The sequence below is a fragment of the Parvibaculum sp. genome (assembly GCF_046297875.1).
In the GTDB taxonomy this organism is placed as follows: domain Bacteria; phylum Pseudomonadota; class Alphaproteobacteria; order Parvibaculales; family Parvibaculaceae; genus Parvibaculum.
Window position 1 is genome coordinate 1,184,958 of sequence record NZ_JBKBHD010000001.1, and the last position, 18,909, is coordinate 1,203,866.

Below are 18,909 nucleotides of genomic sequence, written 5' to 3' on the forward strand. Positions count from 1 at the left end.
CATGCGCGAGGAAACGGATGTTCTGATCGTCGGGCTCGGTCCCGTCGGTGCGGCGCTCGGCGTCTATCTCGGACGCATGGGCGTGAAGGCAATTGCCATTGAGCGCGACATGGATGTGTATCCCATGCCGCGCGCCGCCCATCTCGATCACGAGACGATGCGCCTCCTCCATCTCGCCGGCGGTGCCGAAGCCGTGTCGAAGGCAAGCCAGCCCTTGTCGGCTTACGAGTTCCGCAATGCGAAAGGCGAGTTGCTGATGGGTTTTTCGCAGCGCGGCGCGCTTGCGCCCACCGGCTGGCCCTGGACCTCGATGTTCCATCAGCCAACGCTCGAACATGCGCTCCGCGCGCGGCTTCAATCGCTTCCCTCCGTTTCCGTCCGCCTTGGCCATGCGCTGAAGAGCTACCGCGTCGAAGGCGAGGGCGTTGTCGCAGATGTCGAGACGCCCGACGGCACGAAAGAAATTGCTGCGCGCTTTCTCATCGGCTGCGATGGCGGCAACAGCACGGTCCGGCGCAGGGCGGAAATCGGTTTCGACGATATGGGATTCGATGAGCCCTGGCTCGTCATCGACACGGTTCTGAAGGGCGGCGTCACGCGCATCTCGACCGCCGGCCTGCAATATTGCGATCCCGCGCGGCCTGTTACGTCGATGCCGATGGCACCGGGTCGGCATCGCTTCGAGTTCATGCTGCTGCCGCATGAAAAACCCGAAGATGTGGTCAGCGATGAGGCGATCGCGTCCATGATCGCGGTCTATCACGATCCCGCGCAGTTCGAGATCGAGCGCCGCGCCGTCTATCGCTTCCATGCGCTGATCGCGAAAGAGTGGCGCAAGGGCCCTGTCATTCTTGCGGGCGATGCCGCCCACCAGATGCCGCCGTTCCTAGGCCAGGGTCTCTGTTCGGGCACGCGCGACGCCGCCAATCTCGCCTGGAAGATCGAGGCCGTGCTTCGCGGCCGCGCGGGCGATGCACTTCTCGACAGCTATCAGGTGGAGCGCGAGCCGCATGTGCGCATGATCACCGGCATGGCGGTCGCGCTCGGCAAGATCGTCTGCACGCAGGACACCGAAGCCGCGCAAGCGCGCGACAGGGACATGCTCGCAGCGCCCGAGGAAAAGCGCATGAACGAGATCATTGTGCTTGAGGGCCTCAAGTCGGGCGTCATGCCGGGCGGCGGCATGGTCGCGCCGGATGCGCGGCTCGAGGGCGCAAGGCTCGACGATGCGGCGGGCTTCGCGCCCATCCTCATCATGCGCGAGGCGAGCGAGGCTTCGCACGCCTTTGCAGCTGCCGGCGGGTTTGCCGTCACCCTTGCGGCGCTTGAAAGCGGGGCAGAGGCAATCGAGGCTCTGATGAACGGCGCTTCGGCGCTGCTCGTCCGTCCGGACCGGTATGTCTTCGGGGCGGGCGATGCGGCGGCGCTCCTCTCCGCGTGGTCGGCCTATCTTGCAAGCGGCCATGCGGCAGTGTCCGCCGCTGCGGCATGACGCCACTGGCAGAGCGCCTCTTCTTCTGCTCATAATCTTCCCCGTCAGCGTCTTCGTTTCAGGGGAGGAAGAAGATGTCCGATATGTCCGCCGGACCTGCCGCACCGGCCAATGGCCTGCCGCGCATCCACACCATGACCTTCGGCGATCTCGCATCCGCCTTGAATGCGGGATTTCGCGATTTCCTGCGCGCGCCGCTCTTCGGCCTCGTCATTGGCGGCACCTTCGCGCTGATCGGCGTGGTCATCGTCGCCTCGCTCACGATCTGGCAGCTTCCCTGGCTTATCTATCCCTTCGCCATCGGCTTTCCGCTGGTCGGGCCTTTCGCCGCCGTCGGACTTTATGAGGTGAGCCGCCGCCTTGCCGCGGGCGAGCGCCCCTCATGGGGCGATGTCTTCGGCGTCATCTGGGCGCAGCGCCGCCGCGAAGTCTCGTGGATGGCTTTCGTCATGCTTTTCGTCTTCTGGATCTGGATGTATCAGGTGCGGCTCCTGATCGCGCTTTTCCTCGGCCTCGTCTCCTTCGCCTCTTTCGAGCAGTTCCTCACCGTGGTCTTCACGACGCAGGACGGGATACTGTTCCTTGCCATCGGTCATGTCGTCGGCGCGGTGCTTGCGCTTGTGCTGTTCTCGATCACCGTCATCTCAATTCCGCTGCTGCTGGAGCGCGAGGTGGATATGGTCACCGCCATGATCACCTCCATAAAGGCCGTGTTTCAGAGCCCGGTGGTCATGCTCGGCTGGGGCGTCTTCGTCACGCTTTGCGTGCTCATGGCCTCGCTGCCCCTCTTTCTGGGGCTTCTCGTGGTCTTGCCGGTATTCGGCCATGCCACATGGCATCTCTACCGCCGGGCCTTGCCGGACCCCGCCTCCCGCCATTGACCCTGCGTCAATTTAGACCGGCAGGGGCAAATTTAGGGTATTGACCCTAGATTTCACGGCCTCAAGATAGGGCCATTGAAATCCGGCGACCCAAGAAGCGCCGACATCACAAGAGGCAGGAAATGACTGGAACGGAAACGCTTGAAAGGCCCGCGGCCAAGGGCCCGGGGAAAGTGGAGCATTTCGACGTCCTGATCGCGGGCGCCGGCATCTCCGGCGTCGGTTCGGCCTGGCATCTGCAGCAGCAGGCGCCGGACAAGAGCTTCGTCATTCTCGAGGCGCTCGACAGTTTCGGCGGCACATGGCACATGCACCGCTATCCGGGCATCCGCTCCGACAGCGATCTCTTCACCTTCGGCTATCGCTTCAAGCCCTGGACCGGGGCGCCCATCGCGACGGCGGAAGAAATCCTCACTTATATGAACGAGGTGATCGAGGAGAACGATATCGGCCGCCATATCCGCTATGGCCACCGTATTTCCTCCGCCACATGGTCGAGCAAGGACAATCTCTGGACGGTCGAGGCGGTCCGCAACGATACGGGCGAGCGTCTCACCTTCACCTGCAACTTCATGTGGATGTGCCAGGGCTATTACCGCCACTCGGAAGGCTATACGCCGGAATGGCCGGACATGGAGAAGTTCAAGGGCCGGATTATCCATCCGCAGACCTGGCCTGAAGATCTCGACCTCAAGGGCAAGAATGTCGTGGTGATCGGCTCTGGCGCGACGGCGGCGACGCTCGTTCCCGCCATCGCGGGCGACTGCGGCCATGTCACGCTGCTGCAGCGTTCGCCGACCTATTTCATTCCGGGCCGCAACGAGAACGAACTGGCGAACCGGTTGCGCGAGCTGCAGGTGGACGAGGCGTGGATTCACGAGATCACGCGCCGTGAAATCCTGCACAACCAGAAGGAATTTGCGCGCCGCTCCTTCGAGGAGCCGGAAGCCGTGAAGAAGGAACTGCTCGATGCCGTCCGCCTCTTCCTGCCGGAAGAATTCGTGCAGAAGCACTTCACGCCGCGCTACCGCCCGTGGCAGCAGCGCGTCGCCTTCGTGCCCGATGGCGACATCTTCCAGGGCATTGCGTCTGGCAAGGCCTCCGTCGAGACCGACGAGATCGAGCGCTTCACGGAAAAGGGCATCCTGCTCAAGTCCGGCAAAGAGCTTGAGGCCGATATCATCATCACCGCGACAGGCTTCAATCTCTGCGTGATGGGCGATATCGACTTCACGGTGGACGGCAAGCCGGTCAATTTCGCAGACACCGTCACCTATCGCGGCATGATGTTCACAGGCGTCCCGAACCTCGTCTGGGTCTTCGGCTATTTCCGGGCAAGCTGGACGCTCCGCGTCGACATTCTCGGCGATTTCGTGACGCGGCTTCTCAATCACATGACCAAGCTCGGCAAGAAAAAGGTTACGGTCGAGCTTCGTCCCGAAGATCACAACATGAAGCTTCAGCCGTGGATCGACCCGGAGAATTTCAATCCGGGCTACCTCACGCGCGGCATGCATCTTCTGCCGAAATGCGGCGACAAGCCGGAATGGCAGCACACGCAGGACTACTGGACCGAGAAGGACGTGGTGCCGGCGATCGATCTCACCGGCAAGGAATTCCACTACGAGTAAGTCCCGTCACAGGGCATGAAAAAGGCGGCTCGCGAGAGCCGCCTTTTTTGTTCCCTATCGTCATTGCCGGGTCAAGCCCGGGGGTGACAAAGGGGTACAAAGAGCTAACCGTTTCTACGCCGCCTTGCGTTTCATGCGGTAACGCACGGGAAGGCGCTTCAGGCCGGAGACGAAGCTTGCTTCCACGAAGGCGGGATCGCCCGCAAGTTCGATATGGTCGAGCCGTGCGAGAAGCTCCTTGTAGAGCGCGCGGATTTCCATCTTGGCGAGATGCTGGCCAAGGCAGAGATGCGCGCCATAGCCGAAGGCGAGGTGCTTGTTGGGCGAGCGTTCGATGCGGAAGGAGAACGGGTCCTCGAAGGCATCTTCGTCGCGGTTCGCCGACCAGTAGCACATCAGCAGATTGTCGCCCGCCTTGATTTTCTGGCCGCGCAGTTCGTAGTCCTCGGCCGCCGTGCGGAAGAAATGCTTCACCGGCGTCGTCCAGCGGATCATCTCGTCGATGGCGCCGTTGAGATATCTCTCCGGGTCGGATTTCAGCTTGGCAAACTCATCCGGGTTCTGCATCAGCGCGAGTAGGCCGCCTGCCGCGGTCGAGCTTGTGGTGTCGTGGCCGGCCGTCGCCACGATGATGTAGTAGGACATGGCTTCGAGATGGCCGATGGGCTGACCGTCGATGGTCGCATTGGCGATCACGCTCGCCACGTCGTCCTTCGGGTTCTTGCGGCGGTCCTCAGTGAGCGCGTTGAAATAGTTGAAGAAGTCCGTCACCGTGTTGACGTTGAAGTCGGAATTCTCGCGGCGCATTTCCGGGTCGGTCGAGCCGAACAGTTCCTGCGTCAGCTTCAGCATGATCGGCTCGTCTTCTTCCGGCACGCCAAGCACCGTCATGATGACGCGCAGCGGATACCAGACCGCCACGTCCGACACGAAGTCGCACTGGCCGCCCTGCGCTTCCAGCCGGTCGATATATTTCTCGGCCAGCGCGTCGACGCGGGCGGAGATCGCCTTCAGGTTCGGCGGCATGAACCAGGCCTGCGTCAGCCCGCGATAATTGCGGTGGTCGGGATTGTCCATGTCGACAAGCGAGCGGATCAGCTTCGACTGGCCGCCGGTAAATTCCTTCACCTTCTCCTCGACCTCGATGGTCTGGAGCGTCAGGCGCGGATCGTTCAGGAACTTGTCGTTCTGGCGTTCGACTTCCATGATGTCGGCATGTTTCGACACGGTCCAGAAGGGGCGATAGCCTTCAGGCTCTGTCCAGCGCACCGGGTCTTCCGCGCGCAGCTTCGTGAAGAGCCTGTGGAACTCGTCGACATGGGCATAGGTCTTGGGGTCGACAATCGCATTGTCGATCGATTTGTCGCTCATACGGGTCCTCCCGGGCGCTGTGCCCTGTTCCTTTTCGCGGTGACGCGGTGCAATTTCGGTCAGCCTTCTTGACGGGCCGCTCTGACGCTGCGTAAACCGCCAAGTTGTTGTGCGGCAACGCTTTCTCGCAACTCTGGGCAGAGTTTGGCGAAGTTGCAAGCGCTTGTTTCCGGCTGGACAAGGCCCGCCCCATGTTGAAGATACCGGGCAAATATGCGGTGCAGACGGGTTGCAGCGGCTAGCCGTGTATATACATATTCGGGAAGCGTCTTTGCCTTTCCGCCACGGGCGGGCGGCAAGCAAACCAGGGAGAGCTCATCATGGCTGAAGCCTATATCGTCGCCGCCGCCCGCACCGCCGGCGGCCGCAAGGGCGGCAAACTCAAGGACTGGCATCCCGCCGACATGGGCGGCAAGGTGATCCAGGATCTCGTGAAGCGCACGGGCGTCGATCCGGAGCTGATCGAGGACGTGATCGTCGGCTGCGTCGACCAGGCGGGCGAGCAGGGCATGAACATTGCGCGCAACGCGGTTCTCGCGGGCGGTCTGCCGGAAAGCGTGCCGGCCACCTCGGTCGACCGTCAGTGCGGTTCCTCGCAGCAGGCGCTTCACTTCGGCGCGCAGGCCGTCATGTCGGGCGCAATGGATGTCGTCATCGCCGCCGGTATCGAAAGCATGACGCGTGTGCCGATGGGCATGCCGATCTCGCTGCCGTTCAAGAACGGCTTCGGCATCTACAAGAGCCCGAACATGGAAGAGCGTTATCCGAACATCCAGTTCAGCCAGTTCGCGGGCGCCGAAATGATGGCGAAGAAGTATGGACTAACGAAGGACCAGCTCGACGAATATGGCTACAACAGCCACCAGAAGGCCATCAAGGCGACGCAGGCCGGCCTCTTCGATCAGGAAATCGTGCCGCTCGAAGTGACGCTGGAAGACGGCTCGAAGGAAATCCACAAGGTCGATGAAGGCATCCGCTTCGATGCCTCGCTCGAGGCGATCAAGGGCGTGAAGCTGCTCGCCGAAGGCGGCGCGATCACGGCTGCCACCTCCTCGCAGATCTGCGACGGCGCGTCGGGCGTGCTGATCGTCAACGAGAAGGGCCTGAAGGCGCTCGGCGTCGAGCCGCTTGCCCGCATCCATCACATGACGGTCGTCGGCGGCGATCCGGTCATCATGCTGGAAGCCCCGATCCCTGGCACCGAAAAGGCGCTGAAGAAGGCCGGCATGAAGATCGAGGACATCGACCTCTATGAAGTCAATGAAGCCTTCGCCTCCGTGCCGGTTGCCTGGGCGAAGCATCTCGGCGCCGATCCCGCGCGCCTCAACGTGCATGGCGGCGCCATCGCGCTTGGCCATCCGCTCGGCGCCTCGGGCACCAAGCTCATGGCAACGCTCGTCTATGCGCTGAAGTCGCAGAACAAGCGTTACGGCCTGCAGACCATGTGCGAAGGCGGCGGGCTTGCCAACGTGACCATCATCGAGCGCCTCTGAGCCTCGGGCCGGTCGGCATCGAAGGGGCGGCGCTGCGATGCGCCGCCCCTTTTTTCATGCGCCTTTTCACGGCCGCCTTTGCTTATAAAACTGCCAGACGGGCAAGGAGAAAACCCATGTCGATCTCACGCGAGACGGAACAGAACGGGCGCTATGCATGCATCATTTGCGGTCCGTCCCACAGGCGCGGCGATCTTGTGCCGCTCGCCACGATCCGCGAGCCGATCCTTGCGATGATCCGCGCCGATCGCGGCGAGTTCCCGGCCGAAGCGCGTATCTGCCGCGACCATCTCAACACCTATCGCGATCTCTATATCCGCCGCGCCATCGAGGCCGACAAGGGCCAGCTCGACGAACTCGAAACCGAAGTGCTCCGCAGCCTGAAAGAGAACGACATTCTCGCCGAGAATGCCGAAGAGGTTTTCGAGGGCGAGCTGACCTTCGGCAAGCGGCTGTGGGATTCGATCGCGAGTTTCGGCGGCAGCTGGAAATTCATCATCGCGTTCGGCGTGGTCCTCGCAGGCTGGATCGCGCTCAATATCGTCGGGCTTCTCGCCTAGCCCTTCGATCCCTTTCCCTTCATCCTGCTCAATCTTGTCCTGCCTTGCCGCGCTTCAGGCACCCATCATCATGATGAGCCAGAACCGGCAGGAGGCGCGCGACCGCATCCGCTCCAAGAACGACTACAAGGTCAATCTCAAGGCCGAACTGGAAATCCGTCACCTGCACGAAAAGCTCGACCACCTGCTCATTCACCAGTGGCAGCGCCTCATGGAGATCCAGCAGATCCAGGTCGAGCTGATGAACGAGATCGCCCGGCGCGGCCCCCGGCATGCCGGCCAGTGATCGCGGGCCGGTGCAGGGTAGGTTCCGGCTATCTCGTATTCATGCTACGCATTTTTTGTCCGACTCTGCTAGAGTCGTGAATATCCGGGCGGCGGCTAGTGCCTTGCCGGAACAGGGATGAAGAAGCCAGACGCATGAAGATGAAGGAACTGGAGGCCGCGACCGGGATCGGGCGCGAGACCATCCGCTACTATATTCGCGAAGGATTGCTGCCAGAGCCCGTGCGCCCGAAGCGCAATGTGGCCGCCTATGGCCGGGAGCATGTGAGCCGGCTCAATCTCATCCGCCGGTTGCAGCATGAGCGGCACTTGCCGCTTTCGGTCATCAAGACCATCGTCAATTCGGAAATTGTCGACACGCCGACGCAGGGTTTCGAGCGGCTGATCGGGCTTGAGATTGCGCTCGGGCCGCTGCTCGCAGAAGGGCGCCAGTTGAGCCCCATGCGCATCGAGGATGTGGCGAAGGCCACCGGCATCTCGGTCGGCGATATCCGTGCCTTTGCGGAAAGCGGGTTCATCTTTCTAGACCGGCGCGAGGATGGCGACTGGCTCAACCAGCGCAATGTCCGTCTGATGGAATTGATTGCGGAGGCGCGCACCCTCGGCTTCACGCCGGACATCGGCTACACGGTCGACAGTTACGACATCTATGTGCAGATGACGGACTGGATGGCGCGCCGCGCGGTCGTCGGCTTCTACAGCCGCCTCGGCGAAAAGCTCGATCAGCCCGAAGCCGCAAAGCTCGGCGTCGCGGGCATCCGCTTTCTCAATGAGGTTCTGCCGCTCATGATGATCGAGCGGATCGTGCGTCTCGTCGAACAGGTCAGCGAAAGCGGCGGCGAGCTGCCGCGGATCGATGGCGAGGATTGAGGCCCTGCCTCAGTCGCCCAGCACCAGCGTGTCGGACTTGCGCCAGTAGATCCAGTATTGCTCTCCGGCCTTGAACGTATATTCCTCAATGTCGCTCGACACGTTCGAGATGTCGGCCTGTAGCGGCTGGCCGAGGCCGATGTCGAAAAAGACGTTCGAGTAGGAGCCGAAATAGGCGACTTCGCCCACCTTGCCCTTCACCTTGATCAGGTTCGGGTCTGTGGGTTCCTTTTCGTCGACGAAAATCTTTTCGGGCCGCACGGCAAGCGCCACCTTGCCCGTTGCCGTGCCCTTCAGCGTCACTTCGCCGAGCGGGTTCGCCTTCACGCGAACCTGGCCGTCGCCTGCGGCCACCGCGTCGCCCTCGATCATGTTGATCTTGCCGATGAAGTCGGCGACGAAGCGGTTGGCCGGCATTTCGTAGAGCTCGGCGGGCGGTGCGACCTGCTGCACCTTGCCCTGGTTCATCACCGCAATGCGATTTGCCATGGAGAGCGCTTCCGACTGGTCATGCGTCACGATGACGAAAGTGATGCCGACCGTCTTCTGCAGCCGCACCAGCTCAAGCTGCATCGCCTCGCGCAGCTTCGCATCGAGCGCGGAAAGCGGTTCGTCGAGCAGCAGCACGGAGGGGCGCTTCACAAGCGCGCGGGCAAGCGCGACGCGCTGGCGCTGGCCGCCCGACATTTCATCGGGCATGCGCTTGCCCAGATGGCCGAGCTTCACGAGGTCGAGGGCTTCGGCCACGCGCTCCCTGATCTCCTTCGAGGGGCGGCGCTCCATCTTGAGGCCATAGCCGACATTCTGTTCGACCGACATATGCGGAAACACGGCATAGGACTGGAACACCATGTTCACGGGCCGCTTGTTCGGCTGCACGGTGGCCATGTCCTGCCCGTCGATGATGACCTGTCCACCGGTCGGCACCTCGAAGCCCGCCAGCATGCGCAAGAGTGTGGTCTTGCCACAGCCGGAAGGCCCGAGCAGCGCGAAGAATTCGCCGCGACCGACTTCGAGGTCCACGCCGTCCACCGCCCTCACGGTGCCGCCATAGAGCTTCGAGACGTTCTTGATCTGGATGATGGGCGCGTCGGACATGGCTATCTCGAATTCCTAGTGGGCGGACTTGCCGATCATGTTGTTGCGGTTCTGGATCCACAGCGCAATCGTGGTCACGATCAGCGTCACCAGAATGAGGACGGTCGAGGCGGCGTTCACCTCCGGCGTCACCGAGAAGCGCACCATGGAGTAAATCTTCACGGGGAAGGTGACCGTGTCGGGGCCGGCGGTGAAGAAGGTGATGACGAAGTCGTCGAGCGAGAGCGTGAAGGCAAGCAGCGCGCCCGCGATCAGGCCGGGCTTCATATGCGGCACCACGATGTCGCGGAAAACGCGATATTCGCTGGCGCCGAGGTCGCGCGCGCATTCCGACAATTCGCGGTTGAAACTTTCAAGCCTCGCCCGGATGACGATGGCCGCGAAGGGGAAGGCAAAGGCGATATGCGCGATGGTGATGGAGCCGAGATTGATCGGCCAGGGTAGGCCCGTCGGCCAGCCGATCCGCGCGAAGAACACCATCATCGCAACGCCCATGCAGATTTCGGGGATCACGATGGGCAGCGCCATGCCGCCTTCATAGACGGCCTTGCCCGGAAAGCGGTAGCGCCAGAGCACATAGGCGGTCAGCGCGCCGAGGATCGTGCTCACGATGGTCGTCATGACGGCGATGGTCAGCGAATTGGTGAAGGCCATCATCAGTGAGTCGTTGTTCCACAACTTCACGTAATAGTCGGTCGTGAAGCCGCGCCAGACGACGTTGCGGCGGCTGTCGTTGAAGCTGAAGGCCATGAGGCCGATGATCGGCGCATAGAGGAAGAACAGCGTCGCCGCCACGAAGGCGCGCAGCCAGAAGCGGCGCGCATAGTCGAGCGGGCCCATCGGATCGGGATTGCGGCGGAACAGTCTCATCTTTTGTCCCCCCGTCCTTCCTTCCTCATCAGCACGGCGCGGATCGCCAGCGCGAAGAAGGTCGCATACATGAGCAGGAAGGAGAGCGCGGCGCCGAAGGGCCAGTTGTTCGCCTGCTTGAACTGGCTCGCGATCACATTGGCGATCATGTAGCTGTCGGTGCCGCCGAGAAGGTCGGGCGTGAGGTACGAGCCCATCGCCGGAATGAAGGTGATGATGATGCCGCTCGCGATGCCGGGCAGCGCCAGCGGCACCACGATCAGGAAGAAGGTACGGAAGTGGCCCGCGCCAAGGTCGAGGCTCGCCTCGAGATAGGAGCGGTCCAGCCGGTCGAGTGCAGCATAGAGCGGCAGCACCATGAAGGGCAGGTGCACATAGACAAGGCCGAAAATCACCGCCGTGTTGTTGTAGAGCAGCTGCATCGGTGTGTAGGGGCCGATCAGCGCGTTGTCGCCCAGGCCGATAAAGGAGAGCAGCCAGTCGGCATGGGTGACGAGCCAGTCGAGCCCGTTATTGATGAAGCCGTTGGTGCGCAGCACCGCGATCAGCGCATAGGTGCGGATCAGCAGGTTGGTCCAGAAGGGCAGGATGACGAGCAGCAGAAGCCACATTCGCATGGTGGGCTTGGCAAAGACGATGGTAATGGCAACGGGGAAGGCGACGACCAGGCAGATTGCCGTCGTCGCGGCCGCCATCCAGATCGATTTCCAGAAGATGCCGAGATAGACCGGCTCCAGCGCGCGGGCATATTGCTGCAGGTTCCAGTCGAGCGTGATGTCGACGATGCCTGTCTTGGAACTGAAGCTGTAAAGCCAGATCAGCGACAGCGGAATGATGAAGAAGGCGACCAGCCAGAAGGTCGGCGGCAGCATCGAGACCCAGAACGCGCGGGCCGAATTCTTCCAGTTTTCCATTCAGCCCCCCCAACAGGGCACAATGAAGCGTGATGGCGGACAAGTATGGCAGCATAGAGCCGGGAGCCGGATCTTCCGGATGCCTTTGCGCAATCTACACGGAAAAGGCATCGGGGTGAGCCGGGTAGAAAAAAGGGCGGGCAGTTTTTAGGCTGCCCGCCCGGTCTCGCGCCTCAGGCGGCGTTGATCTTGGTGCAGAGGTCCTCGCGCATCTGCGTGACCTCCTCGCCCAGATATTCCGCAAATTCGGAGGCTTCCACCACATCGTCCGGCGGAAAGATGTCGGGATTGTTCTTGTAGTCGTCGTCCATCAGCTCGTAGCCCGCCTTGTTCGGCGTCGCATACTGGATGTAATCCGTGATGAGCTGGTTCGGCTCCGGCGCATGGATGTAGTTGATGAGGGCATGTGCGTTATCGACGTTCTTCGCATTCGCCGGAATGGCCAGCACGTCTTCCCAGAGAATGCCGCCTTCCTTCGGAATGATGTAGTCGACGTCGTCGTCTTCCGTCATCAGCTGCACGATGTCGCCATTATATTCCATGGTGAGATCGACTTCGCCGGCGGCGAGCAGGTCCTGGCCGTTGTCTTCGGCAAAGGCCTTGATGTGCCGCTTCTGCTTGATGATGAGTTCGGCGGCAGCCTCGTTCTCGGCCTTGTCGGTCGAGTTCAGCGAGTAGCCGAGATATTTCAGCGCGCAGCCGAGCATCGTGCCGCAATCGGAGAGCAGCGCGATCTTGTTCGAGTACTCATCGCTGTCATAGAGCACCTTCCAGCTGTCCGGCGTGCTCGAGACGGCGGACTTGCGGAAGCCGATGCCGACCGTGCCCCACATATAGGGGAGAGAGTATTTGCGGCCCGGATCGAACGGCTCGTCCATGAAGCGCGGGAAGATGTTGGCAATGTTCGGAATCTTCGAGTGATCGAGTTCCTGCACCATGCCGGCCGCCACCATGCGGGGCAGCCAGTCATTCGACGGCACGATCACGTCATAGGCGACATTGCCGCCGCGCATCTTGGCGAAGAGTTCGGAAACGTCCGCGAAGGTGTCGACCGTCACGCTGATGCCGGTTTCGGCGGTGAAGTCGGCCAGCGTCGTCTCGCCGATATAGGTGTCCCAGTTGGCGAAGACGACGTTGCCCGCCTGTGCGGACGCGAATTTCGGCTTGGCCGTCAGCGTCAGGCCGACAGCGGCTGCGCCCGTCATGAACTGGCGGCGCGACAGCGCGCCGATCAGCCCGGACATGCCTCTTTTGCGGTTCATGGATTTGTTCCTCCAGATTGAGTTGACTGCGTCCAGCCCCTGCCGTTGAGGTCGAGCGGCCGAGAGAGACGTTCAGTGTTCAACGGTTTTTGCGGGAGCGCAAGCAAACCCGGCCCTTCGCTTCGCCATTGCGTCAAAAATATTAAACGCCGGTTTGCGTCATTTTCCGGGCCGAATCGCACATGACAAAAAGTTCATGTCGGCGGCCGGGATCAGGTGCAGTGCAAAATAAATCGGCAGGCTGTTTGCGGCGCCGCGCGCGGTTGCGTGCCCGGTTGTTGCCCCATCGGTGTTTCCCTGCCATGCGGCAGTGCGGGTGCCTTGCCGCGAAATCGGGCATTCTGCCTTGCAGCGGCACGGCATCTTCCGCTCGCGCCTGCATCATGGCGCGGCGCCCGGCCCGGCGCTGCATCCGCGCCTCGCCAGAACAGGATTGTTTTTCATCCTCCGCTGACCGACATTGTCCCCGGAAGCGGCGATTTTCATCTGCGCCGTTCATTGCCGGACCGCCATGACCATCACGTCGCAAGCCGATCTTGAAGAACTCCGCGCCATCGGCCGTATCGTCGCGCAGGTGCTCGCGGCCATGGGCGCTGCCATCGAACCCGGCATGACGACGCGCGAGCTTGACGATCTCGGCCGCAAGATGCTGGAACGTGAAGGCGCCCGTTCGGCGCCCGAACTCGCCTATCGCTTTCCGGGTGCCACCTGCATCAGCGTCAATGAGGAGATCGCACATGGCATTCCGGGCGAGCGCGTCATCCGCGCTGGCGATCTCGTCAATATAGATGTCTCGGCGGAGAAGAACGGCTATTTCGGCGATACGGGCGCGAGCTTTCCGGTGCCGCCGGTCAAGGCGCATGTCGAGCGTCTCTGCCGCGACGGCAAGCGCGCCATGTGGGAGGGCATCCGTGCGGTGCGCACCGGCGGGCGGCTCAATGCGATCGGCGCGGCAGTGGAGCGTTTCGCGGACAAGGGCGGCTACACGCTGATCCGCAATCTCGCAAGCCACGGCGTCGGCGGCTCATTGCATGAGGAGCCCGAAGGCATTTCCACCTGGGCGGACCCTTCGGACCGGCGCATCATTGGCGAAGGCCTCGTCTTCACCATCGAGCCCTTCCTCTCGATGGGCGGCGAGATGGCGGCCGAAGCGGGCGACGGCTGGACGCTGCTCGCCGACCCTGTGGCCCCCACCGTGCAATATGAACATTCCCTCGTCGCCACGAAGAACGGCCCGGTGATCCTGACCCTGCCTTGAGGGGGCAGCCCCTCGTTTGACGTTGCACTCACCCGGAAAATCCGCGCCCTCAAAACCGGGGATAAGTTTTTTTCATTATTTCCGCATGCGGAATAAATGCGTGCTGCCCATTGACAAGCGTCACGCTCATTCCCACCTGTTTGTCCATCTCCAGAATTGTATCGACGCACCGCCCGAACCGCGCGTTCCGGCGGTGCATCTCGTTTGCTCTGAGCTTGCGGCACCCATAAACCTCGCCCCCTTGACATTCCGCGCCCTCTCTTTTAAATAAGAATAAGTCGCAATAGCGGCTTTGGAAGGATCGGGACAATGCGCGACGTGATGAAGACTTTGAGCTACGGCACGCTCCACTTCGCGGTGGGGTTCGGCGTCACCTATGCGCTGACCGGCGAAGTGGCGATTGCCTTCGGCGTCGCGATGGTCGAGCCTGCCGTGAACACGGTGGTCTTCTATTTCCATGAGAAGGCCTGGGCGCGCTGGCCGGCCAAGGCCCTGAAAACGCTTGGCTTTCGTGGGCCGTTCCAGCCCGCCTGAGGCCGGTTCCGCGCCAGATCAGCCCCAAGCCCAGACCGGCTGTTCGAGGTCCGAGACGCGGGTGTGACGCGCCCTGAGGCCCACTTCGGCAAACTGATAGAGAAGGGCGGCGGTCGGCGCATGGATGTGATCCTCGCCAATCAGGAGGCGGATCACGGGCCGTTCGCTTTCCGGGATGGTCAGGAAGACGGGCGAATCCGGCCGCACGAGTTCACCGAGCGCGATCTTGTGGATCGAGGCGACTTCCGCCTCGTTCGGCCGCATGGGCGCAAGGTCCGGCGCCCAGACAACGACCGGCGTGATGAGGTAGCCGGATCGCGTCGGATAGTCGTCGAGAAGCCCCAGCACCTGCGAGGGCGGCAGGTCGAGCGCCACTTCCTCGGAAAGCTCGCGAAGCGCCGCCTCGACCGGCGTTTCGCCCTTGTCGATGCGCCCGCCCGGCAGCGCCCATTGGCCGGCATGGGCGTTGAGCTTCGGCGCGCGCCGCGTCAGCAGGAAGGCCGCTTCCGTTTCGTCCGGCACAAGCGTGATGGCGACGGCTGCGTGTTTCAGTCCATCGCCCGCGCGCGCCTCGCGCTCGAAACGCGCCAGCCGCTCGCTGACGCCGCCGCGCAGATTGTCGTCGAAAATGAAGGTCATCGCCGTCCCGTTTTCCTTTCTCATAGCATGGGCCGGGCCCGTCATTCGCCTGTTTAATATAAGCTACGGAGCTGTCCGGCACCCTGTCCGCAGCAATTGCAATGCACGCCGGGCGGCGGCAATCGCGTTTAATATCCTGAACATGTAGCCTCGATTGGCCCCGCGCCCCTCCTTGGAGGGGCAACCTCCGCGCGCTACACTTTTTCGAAAGTCTCACCCCCTGACGAGGCAGTCCCATGCGCATCGGCGTCCCCAAGGAAATCAAGGTCCATGAATATCGCGTCGGCATGACGCCGTCCGCCGTGCGCGAGGCGGTGCATCACGGGCATGAAGTGCTGGTGCAGAAGGGGGCGGGCTTCGGCATCGGCCTGTTCGACGACCAGTATGTCGCCGCTGGCGCGAAGATCGCCGGCACGGCGGAGGAAATCTTCGCGACCGCCGACATGATCGTTAAGGTGAAGGAGCCGCAGCCTTCGGAATGGAAGCAGCTTCGCGAGGGCCAGATCCTCTTCACCTATCTTCATCTCGCGCCCGATCCCGAACAGGCGCGCGGCCTCGTGGAATCGGGCTGCGTTGCCATCGCCTATGAAACGGTGACCGATCATCGCGGCGGCTTGCCGCTGCTCGCGCCCATGTCGGAAGTCGCGGGCCGCATGTCCATTCAGGCGGGCGCGCATTGTCTCGAGATCGCTCAAGGCGGGCGCGGCATGCTGCTCGGCGGCGTGCCGGGCGTGCCGGCCGCCAGGGTCGTCATTCTGGGCGGCGGCGTCTCGGGCACCAATGCCGCGCGCATGGCGATGGGGCTTGAGGCCCATGTCACGGTGATCGACCTCAACCTGCACCGGCTCTACGAGCTCGACATGCAGTTCGGGCCGAGCCTCAACACGATCTATTCGACCGTCGATGCGATCGAGGAAAGCGTGCTTGGCGCCGATCTCGTCATCGGCGCCGTGCTGGTGCCGGGTGCGGCGGCGCCGAAGCTCGTCACGGAAGACATGGTCAAGAAGATGAAGAAGGGCTCGGTGCTGGTCGACATCGCGATCGACCAGGGCGGGTGTTTTGCGACTTCGCATCCAACGACCCATGCGGAGCCCACCTTCATCAAGCATGATGTGGTGCATTACTGCGTCGCCAACATGCCGGGCGCGGTGGCGCGCACCTCTACCTTCGCGCTCAACAATGCGACGCTGCCTTTCACGCTGGCGCTCGCCGACAAGGGCTACAAGGCGGCGCTCGCCGGCAATCCGCATCTTCTGGCGGGCCTCAATGTCCACAAGGGCGATATTACCTATCAAGCGGTTTCCGAGGCGCTGGGTGTGCCCTTCAAGGAGGCGAAGAGCGTAATCGCCGCATGAGCAAGTCCTTGGATTCGCTCTGTATTTTTCTTCGTGTCCGGTAAATTGTGCCAGTGTGAGCCAGTTTTAAACCGGGATTAACCATATCGCGCGAGTCTTGCCCCATCCGCTTCCTGAGAGCGGGGAGGAACAAGGGGGCTTGCCATGTTCGAAAAGGCTCAGCGCGACCGCTTCTGGCTGGTACTCGGCGCAATCCTGATCGGGCTTTTCGTGATCCAGAAGGAGCGGGGGCTTGTCGATCCCGCGCCGCGCGTCGCGCAGGAAACCCGCAGCTATGATCGGGGCGGCATGAACCGGCTGGTCGAGCGGACCATCGAGGTTCCCTATCGGGAGCCGGCCATCGCCGCGCGCCCGCAGCCCCGCCCGCAGGTTCAATATGCCAGTTGGAGCGACGATCCCCATGCCGGGCTCGTCACCGGCTCGATTGCCGCAAACCCGGTGACGGCGCCGCGTCCGCTTGCGCGTCCCGGCCGCGGAGAAGCCGCCATTCAGGTTGCCTCGCTCGGGGCGCCTGCCGCTTCCGGCGGCCGCTATTATGCGCAGGTCGGTTCCTATGACCGGATCGACCGGGCAAGCCGGCGCTATTTCGACATTCTCGGCCGCGAACCGGACCTTCAGGGCGAGGAGCGTGTCTCCATCGACACGGTCAGGGTTTCGGGCGAGGAGGTTCACCGGGTGCGGATGGGGCCCTTCGTCGATGAGCGGTCGGCCCGCGCTGCCTGCGCCCGGGCCCAGGTTTCCGCCGATGAATGTGCGGTGATCCACCTCAATTGACGGGTCCATATGGACTTTCCGTCCGGTTTCACTGTATAAGGCCCGCCAAAGGCCGTCCGGCAAATGCCGGTCACGGCCATTATCTTGTTTTCAAAGCCTTTTTCGCGAGGGCAGGCGTTCGCCTCAGGCGGACCGCTCGCGGAGCAATCGGAGCGAAGCCCATGGCCGTCCCCAAGAGGAAAACCACCCCGTCGAAGCGCGGCATGCGCCGTTCGGCCGATGCGCTGTCGCAGCCGGCCTATGTCGAGAACCCGGATTCGGGCGAGCTTCACCGTCCCCATCACGTGGACCTGAAGAGCGGCATGTATCGCGGCAAGCAGATCCTGAAGCCGAAGGGCGAATAAGCCCTTCCGCATCGGCAGTGAATTTCGAAACGCCGTTCCTCAGGGAGCGGCGTTTTTCATTGGGCAGCTTTCATGACGTGAGCCCGGCCAGTGCGCGGGCGCAGGTCCAGCGCGAGGTATCCGTCACCTGTTCCTTCCAGTCGTCGGCGTCGACATAGAAGGCGTCGCGGATCAGCTTTGCGATCTCGGCTGCTTTCGGATTTTCGTGGCCGCCATTCTGGTGAAGCCAGTTGTCGGATTGCAGCGCCACCGTCACTTCGGCAATCGGCACGGTGCCGAATTCGAGGCCGCAGGAAGTCACTTCGCGGCCCTTCAGTTCATCGGCAAAGCAGACCGGTATCGAGCCCGGCACATCGGACGAGATCGAGCCGCCGCCCACCGTCGAGCGGACGGACGAGCCCCACCATTCAACCATGCGCTTGTAAGCGCCGCTCGTTTCCGGTTCGGTGCAGATGATTTCGGCGCCGCCGCGCGCGCCGAGCCCTGAATGAATATCGACAAAGGCGATGCGCTCCGCCGCCGCCATTTCGGCGCGGATGATCGCGCGCAATGTACGGTTCGACCAGACGGGCGCGTGGCCGCCAAACTGCACGCCCTTCGGATGCGTGTATTGCCCGGCGCTCAGCGCATGCTGCATGGCGCGGGGGCCATGCGCCGCTGCATAGGCTTTCATCCGTGCACGGCACTCCGCCATTGTTTCGGGCGACAGGTCGCGCGGGTTGATGGCGTCGGCCAGTTCTTCGTAACCGGGATTTTCGGGGTGAGGCTTCGAGTGATCGACGAAATTGCGGTTGAGATCGACATTGTCCTCGTTCACACGCCGGTCCCATGCGAAGCCATAGGGGTTGATTGCATGAATGAAAAGGATCGCGGTGCCGTCCGGCACATCTGCGGCGAAACCTTCGGAGATAAGTGCCGTCTGGACGCCCGAGCCGCAATAGCCCTCGACGCCATGCGTGCCGGAGCCGATGCCCAGAATGCGCGACGCATTTGCCGGGCCGAAGCGGGCTATGTCGGTCGCAAGTTCCTCGCCGGACGGGCCCTTCAGCGGATGGAGGTGGTGGCGGATCGCGCCGCCTGCCGCCCCGGCCGCGGCCAGGAATTTCCGTCTTGCCTCGGCATAGGAGCTGGAAAAATGCTGCACCGCGCCTGTCATATCCTGCCTTCCAGTTCTTGCGTTAACCGTCATCGAAAGATGACGCGTACCTTCTGCCGGGACAGGTTATGGTACCGGAAAATGTGCTAGAGTGGCACAGATGAGGCCGGTTCACGGGGGCA

The 18,909-nt window shown here is 62.5% G+C and carries 20 protein-coding genes; 12 read left to right on the forward strand and 8 right to left on the reverse strand.

From position 1 onward, the window contains the following. Window position 1: 1 nt before the first annotated feature. The 3 genes from ACK4FH_RS05855 (at window position 2) to ACK4FH_RS05865 (ending at window position 4,004) form a co-directional block, all read left to right on the forward strand. A complete protein-coding gene (locus ACK4FH_RS05855) occupies window positions 2–1,492 on the forward strand; it encodes a bifunctional 3-(3-hydroxy-phenyl)propionate/3-hydroxycinnamic acid hydroxylase (RefSeq protein WP_409811781.1) in 1,491 nt (496 codons plus the stop codon). Window positions 1,493–1,566: 74 nt separating this feature from the next. Continuing rightward, the gene (locus tag ACK4FH_RS05860; protein WP_409811782.1) at window positions 1,567–2,373 is read left to right on the forward strand and encodes a DUF2189 domain-containing protein; all 807 of its coding nucleotides are present in this window, start codon (window positions 1,567–1,569) and stop codon (window positions 2,371–2,373) included. 122 nt (window positions 2,374–2,495) lie between these two features. Next, window positions 2,496–4,004 carry a flavin-containing monooxygenase gene (locus tag ACK4FH_RS05865; RefSeq protein WP_409811784.1) on the forward strand — a complete coding sequence of 503 codons (1,509 nt, stop codon included), beginning with the start codon at window positions 2,496–2,498 and terminating at the stop codon, window positions 4,002–4,004. Between the two features lie 114 nt (window positions 4,005–4,118). Here ACK4FH_RS05865 and ACK4FH_RS05870 read toward each other — a convergent pair whose 3' ends face one another. Continuing rightward, window positions 4,119–5,375, reverse strand: a complete 1,257-nt coding sequence (locus ACK4FH_RS05870; RefSeq protein WP_409811786.1) for a cytochrome P450 — start codon at window positions 5,373–5,375, stop codon at window positions 4,119–4,121. A gap of 320 nt (window positions 5,376–5,695) precedes the next feature. Here ACK4FH_RS05870 and ACK4FH_RS05875 point away from each other — a divergent pair, with 320 nt between their 5' ends. The 4 genes from ACK4FH_RS05875 to ACK4FH_RS05890 all read left to right on the forward strand — a co-directional run bounded on the left by ACK4FH_RS05875 (window position 5,696) and on the right by ACK4FH_RS05890 (window position 8,583). Further along, window positions 5,696–6,868, forward strand: coding sequence for an acetyl-CoA C-acetyltransferase (locus ACK4FH_RS05875; protein ID WP_409811788.1), 1,173 nt, complete (start codon window positions 5,696–5,698; stop codon window positions 6,866–6,868). 116 nt (window positions 6,869–6,984) lie between these two features. Then, a complete protein-coding gene (locus ACK4FH_RS05880; protein WP_409811790.1) occupies window positions 6,985–7,428 on the forward strand; it encodes a hypothetical protein in 444 nt (147 codons plus the stop codon). 34 nt (window positions 7,429–7,462) lie between these two features. Further along, window positions 7,463–7,714, forward strand: coding sequence for a DUF1003 domain-containing protein (locus ACK4FH_RS05885; protein ID WP_409811792.1), 252 nt, complete (start codon window positions 7,463–7,465; stop codon window positions 7,712–7,714). Window positions 7,715–7,848: 134 nt separating this feature from the next. After that, complete coding sequence (locus tag ACK4FH_RS05890) at window positions 7,849–8,583, forward strand: MerR family transcriptional regulator (RefSeq protein WP_409811793.1); 735 nt, start codon at window positions 7,849–7,851, stop codon at window positions 8,581–8,583. A 9-nt stretch (window positions 8,584–8,592) separates the two neighbouring features. Here ACK4FH_RS05890 and ACK4FH_RS05895 read toward each other — a convergent pair whose 3' ends face one another. From ACK4FH_RS05895 to ACK4FH_RS05915, 5 genes are all read right to left on the reverse strand, one after another. Then, on the reverse strand, window positions 8,593–9,681 hold the full coding sequence (locus ACK4FH_RS05895) for an ABC transporter ATP-binding protein (RefSeq protein WP_409811795.1): 1,089 nt from the start codon (window positions 9,679–9,681) through the stop codon (window positions 8,593–8,595). 15 nt (window positions 9,682–9,696) lie between these two features. Beyond that, window positions 9,697–10,551: an ABC transporter permease gene (locus tag ACK4FH_RS05900; protein WP_409811797.1), complete on the reverse strand. Its 855-nt coding sequence runs from the start codon at window positions 10,549–10,551 to the stop codon at window positions 9,697–9,699. Beyond that, window positions 10,548–11,465: an ABC transporter permease gene (locus ACK4FH_RS05905; RefSeq protein ID WP_409811799.1), complete on the reverse strand. Its 918-nt coding sequence runs from the start codon at window positions 11,463–11,465 to the stop codon at window positions 10,548–10,550. The genes ACK4FH_RS05900 and ACK4FH_RS05905 overlap by 4 nt, the downstream gene beginning before the upstream one ends. Window positions 11,466–11,638: 173 nt before the next feature. Further along, on the reverse strand, window positions 11,639–12,727 hold the full coding sequence (locus ACK4FH_RS05910) for a PotD/PotF family extracellular solute-binding protein (RefSeq protein ID WP_409811801.1): 1,089 nt from the start codon (window positions 12,725–12,727) through the stop codon (window positions 11,639–11,641). Between the two features lie 142 nt (window positions 12,728–12,869). Then, a complete protein-coding gene (locus ACK4FH_RS05915) occupies window positions 12,870–13,226 on the reverse strand; it encodes a hypothetical protein (RefSeq protein WP_409811802.1) in 357 nt (118 codons plus the stop codon). Between the two features lie 12 nt (window positions 13,227–13,238). Here ACK4FH_RS05915 and map point away from each other — a divergent pair, with 12 nt between their 5' ends. Beyond that, the gene (gene map / locus ACK4FH_RS05920) at window positions 13,239–13,985 is read left to right on the forward strand and encodes a type I methionyl aminopeptidase (RefSeq protein ID WP_409811804.1); all 747 of its coding nucleotides are present in this window, start codon (window positions 13,239–13,241) and stop codon (window positions 13,983–13,985) included. Between the two features lie 309 nt (window positions 13,986–14,294). Continuing rightward, a complete protein-coding gene (locus ACK4FH_RS05925; protein ID WP_409811806.1) occupies window positions 14,295–14,519 on the forward strand; it encodes a DUF2061 domain-containing protein in 225 nt (74 codons plus the stop codon). A gap of 18 nt (window positions 14,520–14,537) precedes the next feature. Here ACK4FH_RS05925 and ACK4FH_RS05930 read toward each other — a convergent pair whose 3' ends face one another. Beyond that, window positions 14,538–15,158, reverse strand: coding sequence for an NUDIX hydrolase (locus ACK4FH_RS05930; protein ID WP_409811807.1), 621 nt, complete (start codon window positions 15,156–15,158; stop codon window positions 14,538–14,540). Between the two features lie 236 nt (window positions 15,159–15,394). Here ACK4FH_RS05930 and ald point away from each other — a divergent pair, with 236 nt between their 5' ends. From ald to rpmF, 3 genes are all read left to right on the forward strand, one after another. Continuing rightward, complete coding sequence (gene ald, locus ACK4FH_RS05935; RefSeq protein ID WP_409811809.1) at window positions 15,395–16,513, forward strand: alanine dehydrogenase; 1,119 nt, start codon at window positions 15,395–15,397, stop codon at window positions 16,511–16,513. Window positions 16,514–16,657: 144 nt separating this feature from the next. Next, window positions 16,658–17,287: an SPOR domain-containing protein gene (locus ACK4FH_RS05940; protein WP_409811811.1), complete on the forward strand. Its 630-nt coding sequence runs from the start codon at window positions 16,658–16,660 to the stop codon at window positions 17,285–17,287. Window positions 17,288–17,448: 161 nt separating this feature from the next. Continuing rightward, window positions 17,449–17,631 (forward strand): 50S ribosomal protein L32, encoded by a 183-nt coding sequence (gene rpmF / locus ACK4FH_RS05945; protein ID WP_293215002.1) that lies wholly within the window; start codon window positions 17,449–17,451, stop codon window positions 17,629–17,631. Between the two features lie 70 nt (window positions 17,632–17,701). On the opposite strand, the gene ACK4FH_RS05950 is transcribed toward rpmF, so the two are convergent. After that, entirely contained in the window at window positions 17,702–18,787 is a 1,086-nt protein-coding gene (locus tag ACK4FH_RS05950; RefSeq protein ID WP_409811813.1) for a M14 family metallopeptidase, read from the reverse strand. Between the last annotated feature and the right edge of the window lie 122 nt (window positions 18,788–18,909).